At 59.0% G+C, this 17,422-nt stretch carries 16 protein-coding genes; 6 read left to right on the top strand and 10 right to left on the bottom strand.

Annotation, left to right across the window (positions count from 1 at the left end; translation table 11 throughout):
• Positions 1-18: 18 nt before the first annotated feature.
• A complete protein-coding gene (locus QN399_RS02690) occupies positions 19-1,719 on the bottom strand; it encodes an acid phosphatase (RefSeq protein ID WP_330200517.1) in 1,701 nt (566 codons plus the stop codon).
• 141 nt (positions 1,720-1,860) lie between these two features.
• Positions 1,861-2,631 carry a transporter substrate-binding domain-containing protein gene (locus tag QN399_RS02685; protein WP_330200516.1) on the bottom strand — a complete coding sequence of 257 codons (771 nt, stop codon included), beginning with the start codon at positions 2,629-2,631 and terminating at the stop codon, positions 1,861-1,863.
• 165 nt (positions 2,632-2,796) lie between these two features.
• Here QN399_RS02685 and dnaX point away from each other — a divergent pair, with 165 nt between their 5' ends.
• The 5 genes from dnaX (at position 2,797) to QN399_RS02660 (ending at position 8,519) form a co-directional block, all read left to right on the top strand.
• Positions 2,797-4,965 (top strand): DNA polymerase III subunit gamma/tau, encoded by a 2,169-nt coding sequence (gene dnaX / locus QN399_RS02680; RefSeq protein WP_330200515.1) that lies wholly within the window; start codon positions 2,797-2,799, stop codon positions 4,963-4,965.
• Positions 4,966-5,031: 66 nt separating this feature from the next.
• Positions 5,032-5,358: a YbaB/EbfC family nucleoid-associated protein gene (locus QN399_RS02675; RefSeq protein WP_219060509.1), complete on the top strand. Its 327-nt coding sequence runs from the start codon at positions 5,032-5,034 to the stop codon at positions 5,356-5,358.
• A gap of 204 nt (positions 5,359-5,562) precedes the next feature.
• Positions 5,563-6,597, top strand: a complete 1,035-nt coding sequence (locus QN399_RS02670; RefSeq protein ID WP_322179900.1) for an NADP-dependent oxidoreductase — start codon at positions 5,563-5,565, stop codon at positions 6,595-6,597.
• A 61-nt stretch (positions 6,598-6,658) separates the two neighbouring features.
• Positions 6,659-7,261 carry a recombination mediator RecR gene (gene recR / locus QN399_RS02665; RefSeq protein ID WP_322179899.1) on the top strand — a complete coding sequence of 201 codons (603 nt, stop codon included), beginning with the start codon at positions 6,659-6,661 and terminating at the stop codon, positions 7,259-7,261.
• 109 nt (positions 7,262-7,370) lie between these two features.
• Entirely contained in the window at positions 7,371-8,519 is a 1,149-nt protein-coding gene (locus tag QN399_RS02660) for an acyl-CoA dehydrogenase family protein (protein WP_322179898.1), read from the top strand.
• A gap of 45 nt (positions 8,520-8,564) precedes the next feature.
• On the opposite strand, the gene QN399_RS02655 is transcribed toward QN399_RS02660, so the two are convergent.
• Together QN399_RS02655 and fnr are read right to left on the bottom strand one after the other, a co-directional pair.
• Positions 8,565-9,113: an adenine phosphoribosyltransferase gene (locus QN399_RS02655; protein ID WP_322179897.1), complete on the bottom strand. Its 549-nt coding sequence runs from the start codon at positions 9,111-9,113 to the stop codon at positions 8,565-8,567.
• A gap of 65 nt (positions 9,114-9,178) precedes the next feature.
• Complete coding sequence (gene fnr, locus QN399_RS02650) at positions 9,179-9,913, bottom strand: fumarate/nitrate reduction transcriptional regulator Fnr (protein ID WP_219060514.1); 735 nt, start codon at positions 9,911-9,913, stop codon at positions 9,179-9,181.
• Positions 9,914-10,068: 155 nt separating this feature from the next.
• Between fnr and QN399_RS02645 the strand changes: the two genes are divergently transcribed.
• Entirely contained in the window at positions 10,069-10,494 is a 426-nt protein-coding gene (locus QN399_RS02645; protein ID WP_322179896.1) for a hypothetical protein, read from the top strand.
• 48 nt (positions 10,495-10,542) lie between these two features.
• Here the strand turns inward: QN399_RS02645 and hemN are convergent, their stop codons facing one another.
• From hemN to ccoG, 6 genes are all read right to left on the bottom strand, one after another.
• Positions 10,543-11,925: an oxygen-independent coproporphyrinogen III oxidase gene (gene hemN / locus QN399_RS02640; RefSeq protein ID WP_322215547.1), complete on the bottom strand. Its 1,383-nt coding sequence runs from the start codon at positions 11,923-11,925 to the stop codon at positions 10,543-10,545.
• Between the two features lie 138 nt (positions 11,926-12,063).
• Positions 12,064-12,747: a sulfite exporter TauE/SafE family protein gene (locus QN399_RS02635; RefSeq protein WP_219060517.1), complete on the bottom strand. Its 684-nt coding sequence runs from the start codon at positions 12,745-12,747 to the stop codon at positions 12,064-12,066.
• Positions 12,740-12,970 carry a cbb3-type cytochrome oxidase assembly protein CcoS gene (gene ccoS, locus QN399_RS02630; RefSeq protein ID WP_322179894.1) on the bottom strand — a complete coding sequence of 77 codons (231 nt, stop codon included), beginning with the start codon at positions 12,968-12,970 and terminating at the stop codon, positions 12,740-12,742. Before ccoS ends, QN399_RS02635 begins: the two co-directional genes overlap by 8 nt.
• 25 nt (positions 12,971-12,995) lie before the next feature.
• Positions 12,996-15,443: a heavy metal translocating P-type ATPase gene (locus tag QN399_RS02625; protein ID WP_330200514.1), complete on the bottom strand. Its 2,448-nt coding sequence runs from the start codon at positions 15,441-15,443 to the stop codon at positions 12,996-12,998.
• Positions 15,444-15,452: 9 nt separating this feature from the next.
• On the bottom strand, positions 15,453-15,992 hold the full coding sequence (locus QN399_RS02620; RefSeq protein ID WP_322179892.1) for a FixH family protein: 540 nt from the start codon (positions 15,990-15,992) through the stop codon (positions 15,453-15,455).
• Between the two features lie 12 nt (positions 15,993-16,004).
• On the bottom strand, positions 16,005-17,420 hold the full coding sequence (ccoG, locus tag QN399_RS02615) for a cytochrome c oxidase accessory protein CcoG (RefSeq protein ID WP_330200513.1): 1,416 nt from the start codon (positions 17,418-17,420) through the stop codon (positions 16,005-16,007).
• Positions 17,421-17,422 lie beyond the last annotated feature (2 nt).

Genomic DNA, 17,422 nt, shown 5'->3' with positions numbered 1-17,422 from the left:
CATTCGGTGCAGGCGTTGCTATGCCTCGAAAAACTGCAACGCCTTGGTTAAATCCCCCATGGGCTCCTGGCCTCTGGTCAGCATTTCTTCATCCCGCTCTTTCAGCCCATCCAGCTTCTCCAGCCCGTGTATTCGAGTGATCAAACGCAGGATTGAGGCGGTGTCATAGATGGTGTGGTCAACAACCCCTTTGCGGGCAAAGGGTGAGACGACCAGCGCCGGAATACGTGTGCCAGGGCCCCAGCGGTCGCCTTTTGGCGGCGCGACGTGGTCCCACCAGCCGCCGTTTTCGTCGACCGCAATGACGATGACCATGTTTTTCCATTGCGGGCTGTTGCGCAGGACTTTGATGGCGCGAGTGATGTGGCGGTCTCCAGAGGCAACGTCGGCGTAACCGGCGTGCATGTTGAGGTTGCCTTGGGGCTTGTAGAAAGTGACGGCGGGCAGCTTGCCAGCTTCGGCGTCGGCGAAGAATTTGTTGGTTCTGGACTCTTCACCCAAACCTGCGTCGCGCAGGCGTTTGCTGCGTTCTGCGGGGTTGTCGGGGCCGAGCTTTTTGAAGTAGTTGAGCGGTTGGTGGTGATACTGAAAATTCGGGATTTTCGGGATGCCGGGAGAGTCTTTGAACTGGTCGATGGTGGCCTGCCATCCGCCGGCGTACCACGCCCAGTCGATGTTCTTCTTCGACAGTTTGTCGCCGATATGGTCATGGGTTTGCGGCACCAATACGTTGGCCAGACCCGGTTTTGAGTAGTCCGGGCGCTCGGGGTCACGCAGCCAGGTCGGCCAGTATGGTGGGGCCAGGGTGTTGACCGCATAACCGTCGGGCGTCAATGCGCTTGGACCGAATTGCGGTGGGCCGGTCATGGCGCTGGCGGGAGACTTCTCCAGAGGCTTGAGCCGCGTATCGTGCGGATTATCGCTCTGTAGTGTGGCGATTTGCTGTTTGGCCGGTGAGTTCGCGGCGTCAGGGTAAAACGGCACAGTAGCGGACACCAGGTACTGGTGATTGAGAAACGAGCCGCCGAAAGCGCCCTGAAAGAAGTTGTCACACAGCACGAACTCCGTTGCCACGTCCCACAGGCGCAGGGAGTACTGGGTTTGCGCGTAATGGCCCATGGTCAGGCCACCCGAGTCTGCCCAGGCGACGAAGCTGTCGTTCTTGCCGCCATTGATTTGCATCTGGTTCTGATAAAACACATGCCACAGGTCGCGGGTGACCAAGCCTAGCGGCAGATCTTCGCCATTGGGCCCCTCAAGGGCGAAGGGCGCGTTGATCAGGTGCTCTTGAAACTGGGTTTCGGCGGGGTAGGTCACGCCGTCTACGGTTTGTGGGCCAATCTGCAATATACCGCCCCATACCGGGGGCAGGGATTCCAGAATGCTGCCGTCGCGGTCGCGTTGCTGATAATCGTTTGTGGTGAGCGCAGCCAGCGGCTTTTCGACACCCGGGAAGTCACCGAACAAATTGTTGAAACTACGGTTTTCGGCGTAGATGACCACCACCGTTTTCACGTTATCGCGCAGTGCCTGATCCAGCGCGGCACCGGTTAAAGGCTTGTCGTCGGGCTTGGCTGGCGGCTCGTTGCCTGAAACGTAAGCGCTGAGGGTCGCGCCGACGCCAAGCGCCGCGACGCCACCAAGGAAACGTCTTCTACCCGCATCGGGTGGGTTATCGCCAGCAGGCGGCTGCAACGCGTCGTCGTCTTTGTTGTTCATGGCGGTTACCTGCGTGTTTGGCTGAGTTCGTAACAAATGATTTCGGAGGAGGGTAGTCAGGCAGTGTGACGCTGATGCTACAAGGTAGGCGTGAAGGGTTTGGCGATTAACGCCGCGGTCCGGGTGCTAGCGAGTCGCTGGCTAATTCCGTTCAAGCGAGAGTGATGCCTGAGTGCCGTAGCGCTCGATGATCCGATCAATCTCCCCTGACATTTTCATGCGCAACAAAGCACGTAGAATGGTCTGTACCGGCAGGTTCGGGTCGTTACGCACGATGCAGCCTACCGCTTGTTCTTCGACGATGGAAACACTGTGCAATTGTTTGTCCGGTGGCAGTTGGCGGTTGTACCAGTTCATCGACCATTCATTGGCCACGGCATAGCGATAACGGCCTGCCCCAAGTTTTTGCAGGACTTGTTCCTGGCTACGGGCGTCTTCACGGTGTAATTGGTGGGTGTCGAACAGGGGTTGCAGGTGCGGATACGTATAACCCAGAACGGTGCCGATCATCTGTTCATTAAGCTGGTCGACGCGGATCGGAGCTGTGTTGTCAGCGGTACTGATCAATAGGTCGCGTTGGGTCATCAGCGGCAGGCTCCAGGTGTAGTCACCGGAGAAGTTGGGTACCCAGGATTGCGCGGCGTAACAACGAACATCGACTTCGCCACGGTCCAGCGCGTTTTGCACGCGCAGACGGGCTAATACATGGTATTCCGCGGGGCGGCCGACCTGTCGGGCCAGGCTCTGCATGATGTCGAACAGGAATCCGGCAGTTGGCTGAGCGCCGTCGATCTGTACCAATGGCATCGACCAGCTGTCGGCAATCGAAAAGCGCAAAGGTGCCTCAGCGGCGTAGCTGAAGCACGAGCATAAGCAGCTGAGTGACAACAAAGTGCTCAAGAGCGGCCGCATTCGGTTCCTTTGCGTGGGCAATACGATGCGATTCAGGATGAATTTGATGCCGAAGTTTCCTCCATTTCAACAGCGTAGTCATATTAGAGAATGACACCGGATGCAATTTTGCCCTTGCTCCGCTAGCATTGGCGGTCTTCCGCTTCCCAGTTGCGACGGTTTTCGATGAGTTATCAGGTTCTTGCACGTAAATGGCGTCCGCGCTCGTTCCGCGAAATGGTCGGCCAGACCCATGTGCTCAAGGCCTTGATCAACGCGCTGGACAGCCAACGGCTGCACCATGCTTATTTGTTTACCGGCACCCGTGGCGTGGGCAAAACCACGATTGCGCGGATTATCGCCAAATGCCTGAATTGTGAGACGGGCATCACGTCGACGCCTTGTGGGACTTGTTCGGTCTGCCGGGAGATCGACGAGGGGCGTTTCGTCGACCTGATCGAGATCGACGCCGCGAGCCGGACCAAGGTCGAAGACACCCGTGAGCTGCTTGATAATGTGCAGTACGCACCAAGCCGCGGGCGCTTCAAGGTCTACCTGATCGACGAAGTGCACATGCTGTCCACTCACTCGTTCAACGCCCTGTTGAAGACCCTGGAAGAGCCGCCGCCCTACGTCAAGTTCATCCTGGCAACCACCGATCCGCAGAAGTTGCCGGCGACCATTCTGTCGCGCTGCCTGCAGTTTTCCCTGAAGAACATGACTCCCGAGCGTGTGGTCGAGCATTTGACCCACGTGCTCACGGTCGAAAATGTACCGTTCGAAGACGACGCGCTGTGGCTCTTGGGCCGCGCTGCCGATGGGTCTATGCGCGATGCCATGAGCCTGACCGATCAGGCGATTGCGTTCGGCGAAGGCAAGGTCATGGCGGCGGACGTTCGCGCCATGCTGGGCACGCTGGATCATGGCCAGGTGTACGACGTGCTGCATGCGCTGCTTGATGGCGATGCGCGCGGGGTGCTTGAAGCCGTGCGACATCTGGCCGAGCAAGGGCCGGACTGGAATGGTGTGCTCTCGGAAATTCTCAACGTGTTGCACCGCGTGGCCATTGCCCAGGCGTTGCCCGAAGGCGTCGATAACGGTCATGGCGACCGGGATCGGGTGCTGGCACTGGCTCAGGCGTTACCCGCCGAAGACGTGCAGTTCTACTATCAGATGGGCCTGATCGGCCGCCGTGATTTACCGCTGGCGCCAGACCCTCGGGGTGGCTTCGAGATGGTTCTGCTGAGGATGCTGGCCTTCCGCCCCGCTGACAGCAGTGATGCGCCGAGGCAGCCGCTAAAGCCAGTGGGGATCAACCAGGCCACAGTTGATTCCAGGCAACCAGTGGCCGGCGCGACTTCCGTTGCGCCGGTAGTTGCAGCCGCCCCGGTAGCTGCCGTTGTGCCTGCACCTATGGATAAGCCGGTTGTTCAGCCTGTTGCCGCGCCGATCATGCCTGAACCTGCTCCGGCAGAAGAAGTCGATTTACCCTGGAATGAGCCCAGGGCCGTGCAGCCGGTAATTGAGCCTGAACCAGAGCTACAAGCCGACGTTGAGTCGATCTCTGAGCCGGAATCCGATTCCGAGCCGGTCGTAGAAACCGTTCCCGAGCCGATGCTCGATACCGTGGCCGAACAGCCGGACCTGACGCCCATGCCGATACCGGCACCCGCAAGCCCGGTTCCCGACGCGCCTGACGTAGTTAAGCCTGAGGACGTACAGGCTGCTACGGAGGTGGCGACGCCGGCCATGGTTGAGCCGGTTCCAGAGTCAGTGGCATTCGTTCCTGCGCCCATGGACCGTGATGACGAGCCGCCGGACGATGATGATTTCTTCGATGTGGAGGTGGACATTGACCCCGCATCTTATAGCTACCTGGACGAACTGGCCCACGACAGTGTGACCGAGGTCGTTGAGCCCGAGCCGTTACCGGCCTTGATGCCGGCGACAGGGCTGGCGCTGGAGTGGCTGAATCTGTTTCCGAAGCTGCCGGTGTCGGGCATGACGGGCAGTATCGCTGCCAATTGCACCTTGATGGCCGTGGAGGGCGATAACTGGCTGCTGCACCTGGACCCGGCCCACAGCGCGCTGTTCAATACAACGCAACTGCGCCGACTCAACGATGCCCTGAATCAATACCACGGGCGGACCTTGAACTTGAGCATCGAGCTGATCAAACCCGAGCAGGAAACCCCGGCTCAGGCGGGTTCGCGCCGCCGTGCCGAGCGCCAGAGCGAAGCAGAAGCATCGATCCACGCCGATCCGTTCATCCAGCAAATGCTGCAACAGTTTGGCGCGGTGATTCGAGAGGATACGATTGAACCTGTTGATGCTCCGGCGGCTCAGACTCTTTAACTGACGTGCGTGGCGCCTGTGTGGCGCTACGCAAAAATGACCCATCAATACTTGAGGTGAATTCCCATGATGAAAGGTGGCATGGCCGGCCTGATGAAGCAGGCACAGCAGATGCAAGAGAAAATGGCCAAGGCGCAGGAAGAACTGGCCAATGCCGAAGTCACCGGGCAGTCGGGCGCAGGCCTGGTCAGCGTCGTGATGACCGGTCGTCATGACGTCAAACGGATCAGCCTGGATGACAGCCTGATGCAGGAAGACAAGGAGATCCTTGAAGACCTGATCGCTGCCGCGGTGAACGACGCTGTGCGCAAGATCGAGCAGAACAGCCAGGAAAAGATGTCTGGCATGACGGCGGGCATGCAATTGCCACCGGGCATGAAACTGCCATTCTAAAACGTTTTAGCGTGACCGGAAGCCAGGCCCCGTGCCTGGCTTTTTTTTGCTGCGAAGAAGGTCCTGCGGGTCGAGCGCGTCCCCGGCTTATCGTGGGCAAGACCATGCCTGCACGGGTTGCTTTATTGGATATCGACCGAACGCCTGCCGAGCAAAACGGTCTGCTCTGTATTAGCCTGAATTTATCGATTAAGGAACTGCTCTATGGCGCAAGAATTGATCCTCAACCAACGCATCGTTCTGGCCTCTCGTCCCAAAGGCGCACCCATGCCAGAGAATTTTCGTCTGGAGCGTGAGGCGCTGCCTGATCTGGAAGAGGGTCAGGTGTTGCTGCGTACGCTCTATCTGTCCCTCGACCCCTATATGCGTGGGCGCATGAGCGACGCGCCGTCTTATGCGGAACCGGTGCAGGTCAATGACGTCATGACGGGCGGGGCGGTGAGCCGCGTCGAGCAGTCACGCAATGCCCATTTCAAGCCGGGCGATCTGGTCGTAGGCATGACCGGTTGGCAAACCCACAGCATCTGCGATGGTACGCAAGTGGTGTCGGTGCCCAAGGATCTGCCCAGCCCTTCAATGGCCGTCGGCGTGCTGGGTATGCCAGGGATGACCGCGTACATGGGCCTGATGGACATCGGCAAGCCCAAAGCCGGGGAGACCCTGGTGGTGGCTGCGGCGTCCGGTGCGGTCGGGTCGGTGGTAGGGCAGGTGGCCAAACTCAAGGGTTTGCGCGTGGTGGGCATCGCTGGCGGTGCCAAAAAATGCCGGTACGTGGTCGATGAGTTGGGGTTTGACGCGTGTATCGATCACAAAAGTGAACATTTCGCCGATGAGCTGGCGAAAGCCTGTGGCAATGGCATCGACATCTATTTTGAATTGGTTGGCGGAAAGGTGTTCGACGCGGTGCTACCACTGCTCAATGCCCGTGCGCGGATTCCTTTATGCGGTTTGATCGCCCAATACAACGCGCAGTCGCTGCCGGAAGGGACCGATCATTTGCCATTGCTGATGCGCACGTTGCTGACCAAGCGCGCACGGATTCAGGGTTTTATCGTGTTCGAGGAGTATGGCGATCGCCACGCGGAGTTTCTCGCTGCCATGGTCCCGTGGGTTAAAGAGGGCAAGATCAAGTTTCGTGAAGATATAGTCGAAGGGCTCGAACAGGCGCCCGAGGCCTTTATCGGTCTGCTGGAAGGACGCAACTTTGGCAAGCTGGTCGTCCGTGTCGCTGATGCTTGAATTGACGCTAACCGGAGGCGCGGGTATAAACCGCGTCTCGTTGTTTTGTCGGACCTTTCTCATGAGCTTCAGCCCCCTGATTCGCCAATTGATCGATGCTCTGCGTACATTGCCCGGCGTCGGTCAAAAAACTGCCCAGCGCATGGCCCTGCAATTGCTTGAGCGTGATCGCAGCGGCGGTTCGCGCCTGGCGCTGGCATTGAGTCAGGCCATGGAGGGCGTCGGCCATTGCCGGCTCTGCCGCACCCTTACCGAAGACGATCTTTGCCCGCAATGTTCGGATGTTCGTCGTGACGACACACTGCTGTGCGTGGTCGAAGGGCCGATGGATGTCTATGCGGTGGAGCAGACGGGCTACCGTGGTCGCTACTTTGTACTCAAGGGGCACTTGTCGCCGCTGGACGGTCTCGGGCCGGAAGCCATTGGCATTCCGCAATTGGTGACGCGCATCGAGCAGCAGGGCACCTTCACCGAAATTATTCTCGCCACCAACCCGACCGTCGAAGGCGAAGCCACCGCGCATTACATCGCCCAGTTGCTGAGCAACAAAGGCCTGATCACCTCCCGCATCGCCCACGGCGTACCGCTGGGGGGTGAGCTGGAGCTGGTGGACGGCGGTACATTGGCGCATTCGTTTGCAGGGCGTAAGCCAATAGCATTGTGATGGATCGTTCCTCGGCGCCGGTTCGAGGCTTCGGCGTGAGGAACGATTAGCGCTTGTAAACCAAGCAAGCGCTCGGTAAGTTCGCTGAACCTCTCAGTGGAGCGCGCCGATGTCCGACTTTCAGCAATACTTCGACCCCAACCACCAATTGATCCGCGACGCCGTGCGGCGCTTTGTCGAGCGAGAGATACTGCCTTTCGTCGATGAGTGGGAGGAGGCCGAAGGCTTTCCGCGTGAGCTCTACCTGAAGGCGGGCGCTGCCGGGATTTTGGGCATTGGTTATCCCGAAGCGCTGGGCGGCAGCCATGAAGGTGATGTATTTGCCAAGGTTGCGGCCAGCGAAGAGCTGATGCGTTGCGGGTCTGCCGGGCTGGTCGCCGGTTTGGGTTCGCTGGACATTGGTTTGCCGCCGGTGGTCAAGTGGGGGCAGCCGGCGCTACGCGAACGTGTTGTCCCGCAGGTGCTGAGCGGGGAAAAGATCATGGCGCTGGCGATCACTGAGCCCGGGGGTGGTTCTGATGTGGCGAACCTGCAAACCCGTGCGGTGCGAGACGGTGACGGCTATCGGGTCAACGGCAGCAAAACATTTATCACCAGCGGCATACGCGCCGACTTTTATACCGTAGCAGTGCGCACCGGTGAGCCTGGGTTTGCGGGCATCAGTCTGTTGCTGATAGAGAAGGGCACTCCGGGTTTTAGTGTCGGTCGGCAGCTGAAGAAAATGGGCTGGTGGGCGTCGGACACGGCTGAGCTGTTTTTCGAGGACTGTCGGGTGCCGATGGCCAATTTGATTGGCGCGGAGAACATGGGGTTTGCCTGCATCATGGGCAACTTTCAGTATGAGCGCCTGGCACTGGCGCTGATGGCGAATATGACCTCACAACTGGCGCTTGAACAGAGCCTGAGTTGGGCCAAGCAGCGTGAGGCATTTGGCAAACCGATTGGCAAGTTCCAGGTGCTCAAGCATCGGTTGGCAGAAATGGCCACGCAGTTGGAAGTGTCACGCGAATTCACCTACCGCCAGGCGGCAAAAATGGCAGCGGGGCAGAGCGTGATCAAAGAGATTTCCATGGCGAAGAACTTCGCCACCGACACCGCCGACCGCATCACTTACGACGCGGTGCAGATCCTTGGCGGTTCGGGTTATATGCGCGATAGCCTGGTGGAGCGCCTGTACCGCGATAACCGCATCCTTTCAATCGGAGGCGGTACGCGTGAGGTAATGAACGAGATCATTGCCAAGCAGATGGGGCTTTGATTGTGTATTTTCGAAAACCTGCAGGCGCTTGATTCCCCCCTGTCGCTATCTATCGCTCAGCGCAAAGTTGGTCAGGCAGAAGGTCGGGATGGACATGTCTTCCAGGCGCTGTGAGCCGCCGAGTTCCGGGAGGTCGATGATCGCCGCGGCTTCGTAGACATGGGCGCCCATGCGGCGTACCAGGTTGGCGGCCGCGACCAGCGTGCCACCGGTGGCAATCAGATCATCGAACATCACGATGGCATCGCCCTCACACAGGCTGTCGGCATGCACTTCCAGCCATGCTTCGCCGTACTCGGTCTGGTAGGGCTCGGACAACACGTCTGCCGGTAGTTTGCCTTGCTTGCGGAACAGGATCAGTGGCTTGTTCAGCTCATAAGCGACGATTGAGCCAATCAAGAAGCCGCGAGCATCCATGGCGCCAATGTGGCTGAATTCGGCGTCGATATAGCGCTGCACGAAGCTGTCGATCACCAGGCGCAGGGCCTTTGGCGATTGAAACAGCGGGGTAATATCGCGAAAAACAACGCCAGGTTTAGGGAAGTCCATGACCGGGCGAATAAGGGATTTGAAACTGAATTCGTCGAAAATCATCAAGAGGATCCTGAGGCGTATTGGCTGACGCTAGTCTACAGCGCAGCCGCCATGGATAGCATGCCTCAGCCTTCGATTGAGCCGCCCGCCAGCGCGCAGAGTTGGATAGGATCGAGGATCTGGATTTCCTTGCCTTCGGCTGCGATCAGCTCGCTCGACTGGAAACGGGTGAACACCCGCGACACTGTCTCCACGGCTAAACCCAGGAAGTTGCCAATTTCATTGCGCGACATGCTCAAGCGAAACTGATTGGCCGAAAAACCGCGAGCGCGGAAACGGGCCGACAGGTTGACCAGAAACGTGGCGATGCGTTCGTCGGCAGTTTTTTTCGAGAGCAGCAGCATCATTTGCTGATCGTCACGAATTTCCCGGCTCATGATCCGCATCAATTGCCGACGCAGTTGTGGGAGTTGAACCGACAGGTCATCAAGACGCTCAAACGGGATTTCACACACGGATGTGGTTTCCAGTGCCTGAGCCGATACCGGGTAGGCTTCGCTGTCCATGCCGGACAGACCCACCAACTCGCTCGGCAGATGGAAACCGGTGAGCTGTTCTTCACCGCCATCGCTGAGATTGAAGGTTTTCAGCGCACCGGAGCGCACCGCATACACCGAACCAAATGCATCGCCCTGTCGAAACAGAAACTCGCCTTTTTTCAGTGGACGACCGCGCTTGACGATGTCATCGAGTGCATCCATGTCTTCCAGATTCAAAGAAAGCGGCAGGCACAGCGGGGCCAAACTGCAATCCTTGCAATGGGCCTGGTTAGGTGCGCGCAGTTTGACTGGCTCAGACATGACTTCAATCCTTGTGGGAAAACACACAGAAGACATAAGGGTAACCCAGCGCAAGCTGTTCCGGCCAGTGCCAGCAGATTTAACGCAAGACGATAAAGCTCTTCGCACGACTGCCGATAACAAGTGGTGGCCTAACTGACTCAGGAGCGCCGTTCATGTTGTCCGTCAACCTCAGTGCGTCCAGCAGCACTGGCTTTCAAGCCACAACCCCGCAAACCAGAGCGGTTGCTGCAGCCGCGTCGACCGACGAAGAGGGTACCGGCAAAGCGCCGGTAAGCGTGAAGGTCGAGCTGTCCACCGCTGCAATAGAAAAGGCCAAGGCCGCAGCTAGCGACAGCGCTGACAGCACCGACCCCATCAAAATGCTCCAAAAACGGATCAAAGAACTGCAAAAGCAGATCGCCGAGGCGCAGGCACGATTGCAGGCGGTGATGTCGAACAAAAGCCTGAGCCCGGAGCAGAAGCAGACACAGGCGAGCAGTATTCAGTCGGAGTTGGCGCAATTGACTGCAGCACTGTTTACGGCCTCCGCCAGCTTGATCAAGCTTATCGAGAAAAACGCCAAAACCGCTGCAAAGTAACCGATGTGTATTGCCCTCCTTCAATCGGTAAAGGGGGGCTATATCGGGTTAGATCACCCGTGAAAAGCGTTGGCGATTTTGGTGGTTCAGGTAGGCATCAAACACCATGCACACTGAGCGCACCAGCAGACGACCCGCTGGTAGCACGGTTATCCCCGTCTCATCGATTTCGATCAGGCCGTCATTGACCATCGTCAGGAGTTGCGGCCATTCCTCTTTGAAATAGCCCCTGAAATCAATATTGAACGCGTATTCGATACCAGCAAAGTTCAGGCTGAAATGGCAGATCAGTTGCTGGATCACTGCTCGGCGCACGCGGTCGTCGGCATTGCATAGCAGGCCGCGCTTGGTGGCAAGTTGGTCGCCGGCCAGCAAGGTCTGGTAATCATTCAGGTCGCTGCTGTTCTGGCTGTACAGGTCGCCAATCTGGCTGATTGCCGAGACGCCGAGGCCGATCAGATCGCAATGGCCGTGGGTGGTATAGCCCTGGAAATTGCGTTGCAACGTTGACTCTTCCTGGGCGATGGCCAGTTCGTCATCGGGCAGGGCAAAGTGGTCCATTCCGATGTAGCGGTAACCGGCATCCGTCAGCTGTTCGATGGTCCGTTCGAGCATTTCAAGTTTTTGCTCTGGCGCCGGCAGTTCATCCGCATTGATCCGCCGCTGGGGCATGAAGCGCTCCGGCAGGTGGGCGTAGTTGAACACGGACAGGCGATCCGGTTGCAGCGTGATGATTTCATCGACGGTGCGGGCGAAGGACTCAGGCGTTTGCTTGGGCAGGCCGTAGATCAGGTCGATATTCACCGAGCGAAATTGCAGGGTGTGTGCCGCTTCGATGATGGCGCGGGTCTCTTCAAGGCTTTGCAGGCGATTGACGGCGCGCTGTACCTGCGGGTCGAGATCCTGGACACCGATGCTGACCCGATTGAAGCCCAGTTCGCGAAGCAGGCCCATGGTCGACCAGTCGGCTTCGCGAGGATCGATCTCGATGCCGTAGTCACCGGAGTCGTCGTCGAGCAAATTGAAATGCTTGCGCAGATGCGCCATCAACTGGCGCAATTCGTCATGACTCAGGAACGTCGGGGTGCCGCCGCCCAGGTGCAACTGTTCGACCTGTTGCTTCGGGTCGAGGTGGCAGGCAATCATCTGGATTTCTTGCTCCAGACGTTGCAGGTAGGGCAGAGCCCGCCCTCGATCCTTGGTGATGACCTTATTGCACGCGCAGTAATAGCAAATGTTCGCGCAGAACGGTATGTGCACATACAGTGATAGAGGCCGTAGAGCCTTGCGGCTGTCGCGCAGAGCATGCAGCAGGTCAAATGCCCCTACCTTGGTCTGGAATTGCACCGCAGTGGGGTATGAAGTGTAGCGTGGCCCCGCCAGGTCATAGCGGCGGATGAGATCGGAATCCCAACGAATGGCGTCGAGCATGCGGGTATTTCCCGAATAGGCTGGCAATGTCGTTGAGTCTAGGGAGGTGTGCTCAGGGCGGTGTTGATTTGCGTCAACGGCCTGCGTTCTGGCGGCAAATCGTTGACGGAGGGTCGGTTTATTCCTGGTGATGAGGGCTTAGTGACCCATCAACCAATGCTGGTGAGGACCAGGCATCGTCCAGATACCGAACAGGATAACCAGCAGGCCGCCGGCCATGCGCACACCGCGTTTGCGCAGCAGGGCAGTGGTGCGCTCGGCAGCAAGCCCGGTGGCGAGTAGCACAGGCCAGGTGCCCAAGCCAAAGGCGAGCATCAGCAGCGCGCTGTCGAGGGCGTTGCCTTGGCTGGCCGACCACAGCAGGGTGCTGTAGACCAGGCCGCAGGGCAGCCAACCCCAGAGCGCCCCAAGCAGTAATGCGCGAGGCATGCTCGACACCGGAAGCAAGCGGCTGGCAAACGGCTGTATATGCCGCCACAGGCCGCGCCCCAGGCTTTCGATGCGGGTCAGGCCGCTCCACCATCCTGCGAGATACAGACCCATCGCAATTAATAGCAGCGACGCGATCACGCGCATGATCATCGCGCCTGGACTGTTGGCCACTGCCCAGCCCGCGAGGCCAATCAGCAAGCCAGCGGTGGCGTAGCTGAGAATTCGCCCCAGGTTGTACGCCAGCAGCAGGCGAAAGCGCCGGCTACGTTGTTCTTTGGGGATTGCCAGGGTCAGCGCGCCCATCAAGCCGCCGCACATGCCCAGGCAATGGCCGCCGCCAAGCAGACCGAGGATGATTGCCGACACCAGCAGGGGGGCCAGTTCAAGCATGGGGCGGGGCCTGGTCTTTGTTTTCGGCCTGAGGTACCGGTTTGTGGCCGGTGGCTTCTTCCATGGCGGCCAGATGTTGAGGGTCCTGATCGTCGAACAGAACGCTGTGTGCCGGACCGTCGAGGTCATCGTACTGGCCGCTGTCCACCGCCCAGAAGAATATGTAGATGGCGATTGCGACGATCAACAGCGCCGCTGGAATCATTATGTATAGAGCCGGCATGGAGCCTCCGAAGCCGGCCGCCGATTCATGTTGGCAGCGGGCGGGTGTTGAGAAGGGTGGCGTCTTGCAGGCCTTTCATGCGGGTCAGACGCAAGGCGTTCAGTACCACAGTCAACGAACTGATGGACATGCCGATCGCTGCCCAGATGGGGGTGATCCAGCCGAGCGCTGCGAAGGGCAGCATGAGGCCATTGTACAGGCCTGCCCACAGCAGGTTCTCAATGATTACCCGGCGGGTGCGCCGCGCCAGGCTGAACGCGTGCACCAGCGCTTGCAAGCGGTTGGACAGCAGCACTGCGTCGGCGGTGGTCTTGGCCAAGTCGGTGGCTGAACCCATGGCGACACTGATATCTGCTGCGGCCAGTACCGGTACGTCGTTGACCCCGTCACCGAGCATCAACACTTTGCGACCTTGCTGGTGCAGCGCTTGCAGCACCTGAAGTTTATCGTCCGGGCGCAGACCGCCACGGGCTTCGTCGATTCCCAGCTCGGCTGCTACGCTGGCGACCATCGGAGACGTGTCGCCGGAGAGCAGCAGGGTCTTCCAGCCGCGCGCCTTGCACGCTAGCAGCAGTGCGGGAGCATCGGCACGCAGGCGATCATCGAGGACGAACCATGCCAGGGCACCCTGAGTGTCGCCAAGCAGTAGCCACTGGCCGGCTTCGTCGGGCGTCGATGGCAGTGCGCAGGCGCTGAGCTCGCAGACAAATCCCGGCTGGCCGATGCGCAAGCGCTGTTCGCCGACCAGGCCTTCCAGGCCAAGGCCCGGCGTGCTGTGGACATCTTCAGCGGCCACCGGCGCGCGCCCAAATGCCCGTGCAATAGGGTGTTCGGAGCGATTTTCCAGGGCTGCGGCCAGGCTCAGGCAACGATCCGCATCCAGTTCCCCCAGAGGGCGGATGGTGCGCAGTGCCAATCGACCTTCGGTGAGCGTACCGGTCTTGTCGAAAATCACGGTGTCGATCTGGTTCAGACCTTCCAGCACATGACCGCGGGTTAACAATAGGCCCAGTTTGTGCAGAGTGCCGGTGGCGGCGGTCAGCGCCGTGGGCGTTGCCAGCGACAGCGCGCACGGACAGGTAGCGACCAGCATGGCTAGCACGATCCAGAAGGCCCGAGATGAGTCGAGTTCCCACCAGATCAGACCGATAACGGCGGCGGCAATCAGCGACAGCAGCAGAAACCATTGGGCGGCGCGGTCGGCAATTTCCGCTAAACGGGGTTTTTCAGCTTGGGCGCGTTCCAGCAGGCGGACAATGGCTGACAGGCGTGTGTCGTGACCCAAGGCCAGAACTTGCACGGTCAGCGCGCCTTCGACATTGAGTGTGCCTGCGGTGACCGCGTCGCCTACGGTTCGCGGCTGCGGCAGGTATTCGCCGGTCAGCAGTGATTCATCGATGCTGGACTGGCCCTCGAGAATCTTGCCATCAGCTGGCAATATGGCGCCGGGATGCACCAGCACCCGGTCGGTCAGGCGCAGTTCGCTGAGCAGGATTCGCTCGCTTTGACCGTCGGCGCTGAGCCTCAGGCAAGAGGCGGGCAGTAAATTGACCAGCTGTGCCGTGGCTGCCGCCGTGCGTTCGCGTGCGCGGCGTTCCAGGTAGCGGCCGGCCAAGAGGAAGAGGGCGAACATGCCGACTGCATCGAAGTACAGTTCGCCAACGCCAGTGATCGACGTCCAGATACCGGCGATATAGGCGCTGCCGATGGCGAGGGAAACCGAAACATCCATGGTCAAGTGGCGCGTACGTAGATCGCGCACGGCACCCTTAAAGAACGGTGTACAGCTGTAAAACACGATAGGCGTGGTGAGGAACATCGCGACCCAGCGCAGGATGGTGTGCATCTGCGGGCTGAGGTCGATATTGAATTCCGGCCAGGTGGCCATGGTTGCCATCATCGCCTGGAACCATAGCAACCCGGCAACGCCGAGTTGGCGCAAGGCCAGACGGTTTTCGCTGGCCAGTTGCTCGGTGGCGCGGTCGGACTGATAAGGGTGTGCGGCATAGCCGATGCTGCGTAATTCGCTGAGTACCTGGCTCAGCGCCAGCTGGCTATCGGCCCATCGCACATGCAAGCGATGGTTGGACAGGTTCAGTCGGGCTTCGGCCACGGCAGGTAAACTGCGCAGATGACGCTCGATCAGCCAGCCACAGGCGGCACAGCTGATACCTTCCATGAGCAAAGTCGCTTCGGCCTGTTCGCCTTCATGGCGCACAAAGGGTGCCTGTACGTCAGGGCGATCGTACAGGGCCAGTTCGTCGACCAATTGCACGGGCAACGTTTCCGGGTTGGCCGACGCTTCACTGCGATGGCTGTAATAGCTTTCCAGGCCGCCAGCGACAATAGCCTCTGCCACTGCCTGACAACCTGGGCAGCACAGCTCGCGGGTTTCCCCGAGCACGACAGCCGTGAAGCGGCTGCCAGCAGGAACCGGCAGCGCGCAATGGTAGCAGGGGGTTGGCGTGGTCATTGCGTCAGATCAGTTTTTCAGGTCTTCCGCGCCCTGGAGTGGCTCGTCGCCCAGCAACAGCTGTTTCCCGTTGAGGACTTGCTCTTCTTCGAACATGCGCCAGGTTTGGCCATTCTGCACGCCGAGGAGTTCGACAAAGCGCCGACCTTCGACCTTGTCGCTCAATTGGCCGATGTAGCGGCCAGGCTCGGACGCACTGCGGGCCAGGATGATCTTGCGATCCTTTTCCGGTTGCGTCGGCGAGATCAGGTTGAGTTCCACGGTTTCCGGCTGGCTGTCACCCGTCAGCCGCAGCTCGGTTTCACCTGTCAGCTCATCCAGGTGCACCGCGGCGCGCAAGTTGAGGCTCTTGGCTAACAGTTCACGGTCCAGCGAGCGATTGATGCCTTTGCCAGCCTCGTAATAATTATCGTTGACCAGGTTATCCGGGTTATTGATGGCGATCGTCACCATCGACAAGGTCAGCGTCACCGAACAGGCGAGGATGCCGATGATTATCCATGGCCAAAGGTGCTTGTACCAAGGGCTAGAGGCGTTTGCTACGGACATGACTAACTTCTCTTAGCGAATTTGCGGGCCGATGAAACGGCTCTTGGCTTGAACGTGGGTGCCACTGTTGTCAGCATCCTTGAGGGTGAAAGTCACCTCGTTGGTACTCGACGGCAGTTGCTCCGGTGCGCTCGATAATTCGACCGGCACGCTGATGATCTCACCCGCCTGCACCTTGAATTCGCGACGACCTTGCAGTTTCAGGTCAGGCAAGCCAGAGGCATCGAGAGTGTAGGTGTGATCGACCTGATCCTTGTTCATGACCTTGAGGCTATAAACGTTTTCGATCCGGCCTTCTGCGTTCTCGCGATATAGCACGCGGTCCTTGCTGACGTCGAAACCAACCAGCGGACGCATGAAAAAGGCGGTCGCCAGCAAGCTCATCATCACCAGCAGCACCACAGCATAACCAATCAGGCGCGGACGCAGTTTGTGCGTTGTCTGCCCGGACAGGTTGTGTTCAGTGGTGTAGCTGATCAACCCGCGTGGGTAGTTCATCTTGTCCATGATGGTATCGCATGCATCGATACAGGCTGCACAACCGATGCATTCGATCTGCAGGCCGTCGCGGATGTCGATGCCGGTCGGGCAGACTTGTACGCACATCGTACAGTCGATGCAATCCCCCAGACCCTGTGCTTTGTAATCGATATCCTTTTTCCGTGTGCCACGTTTTTCGCCGCGACGTGGGTCGTAGGACACGATCAGGGTGTCTTTGTCGAACATCACGCTCTGGAAACGCGCATACGGGCACATGTAAATGCACACTTGTTCGCGCAGCCAGCCCGCGTTGCCATACGTGGCGAGGGTGAGGAAGCCGACCCAGAAATACGCCCAGCCATCAGCCTGCCCAGTGAAAAAATCAATGGTCAGGTCACGGATAGGGGCGAAATAGCCGACGAAGGTCAGGCCCGTGGCGAAGCCAATGATTAGCCACAAGCTGTGCTTGCTGAGCTTGCGCAAGAACTTGTTGCCGGACATCGGCGCTTTGTCGAGCTTGATGCGCTGATTACGATCACCTTCGGTGACCTTCTCGCACCACATGAAAATCCAGGTCCAGACGCTTTGCGGGCAGGTATACCCGCACCACACGCGCCCGGCGAATACGGTAATGAAGAACAGGCCAAAGGCACTGACGATCAAAATGCCGGAGAGCAGGATGAAATCCTGCGGCCAGAAGGTGGCGCCGAAAATGTAGAACTTACGCTCTGGCAGGTTCCACCAGACGGCCTGATGGCCCGCCCAGTTCAGCCAGACCGTACCGAAGTACAGCAGGAATAGCCCGGCACCGCCCATCATCCGCAAATTGCGAAACAGGCCGGTGAAGGCACGGGTATAGATTTTTTCACGGGAAGCATAGAGATCGACACCGCTGCTGTCTTTTTTAGGCGGCGGAGTGACATTGTGTACCGGAATCTGGTTGCTCATTA

Source organism: Pseudomonas sp. 10C3, from assembly GCF_036346185.1.
Lineage (GTDB): Bacteria > Pseudomonadota > Gammaproteobacteria > Pseudomonadales > Pseudomonadaceae > Aquipseudomonas.
This window is presented reverse-complemented; position numbering and strand designations above follow the sequence as displayed.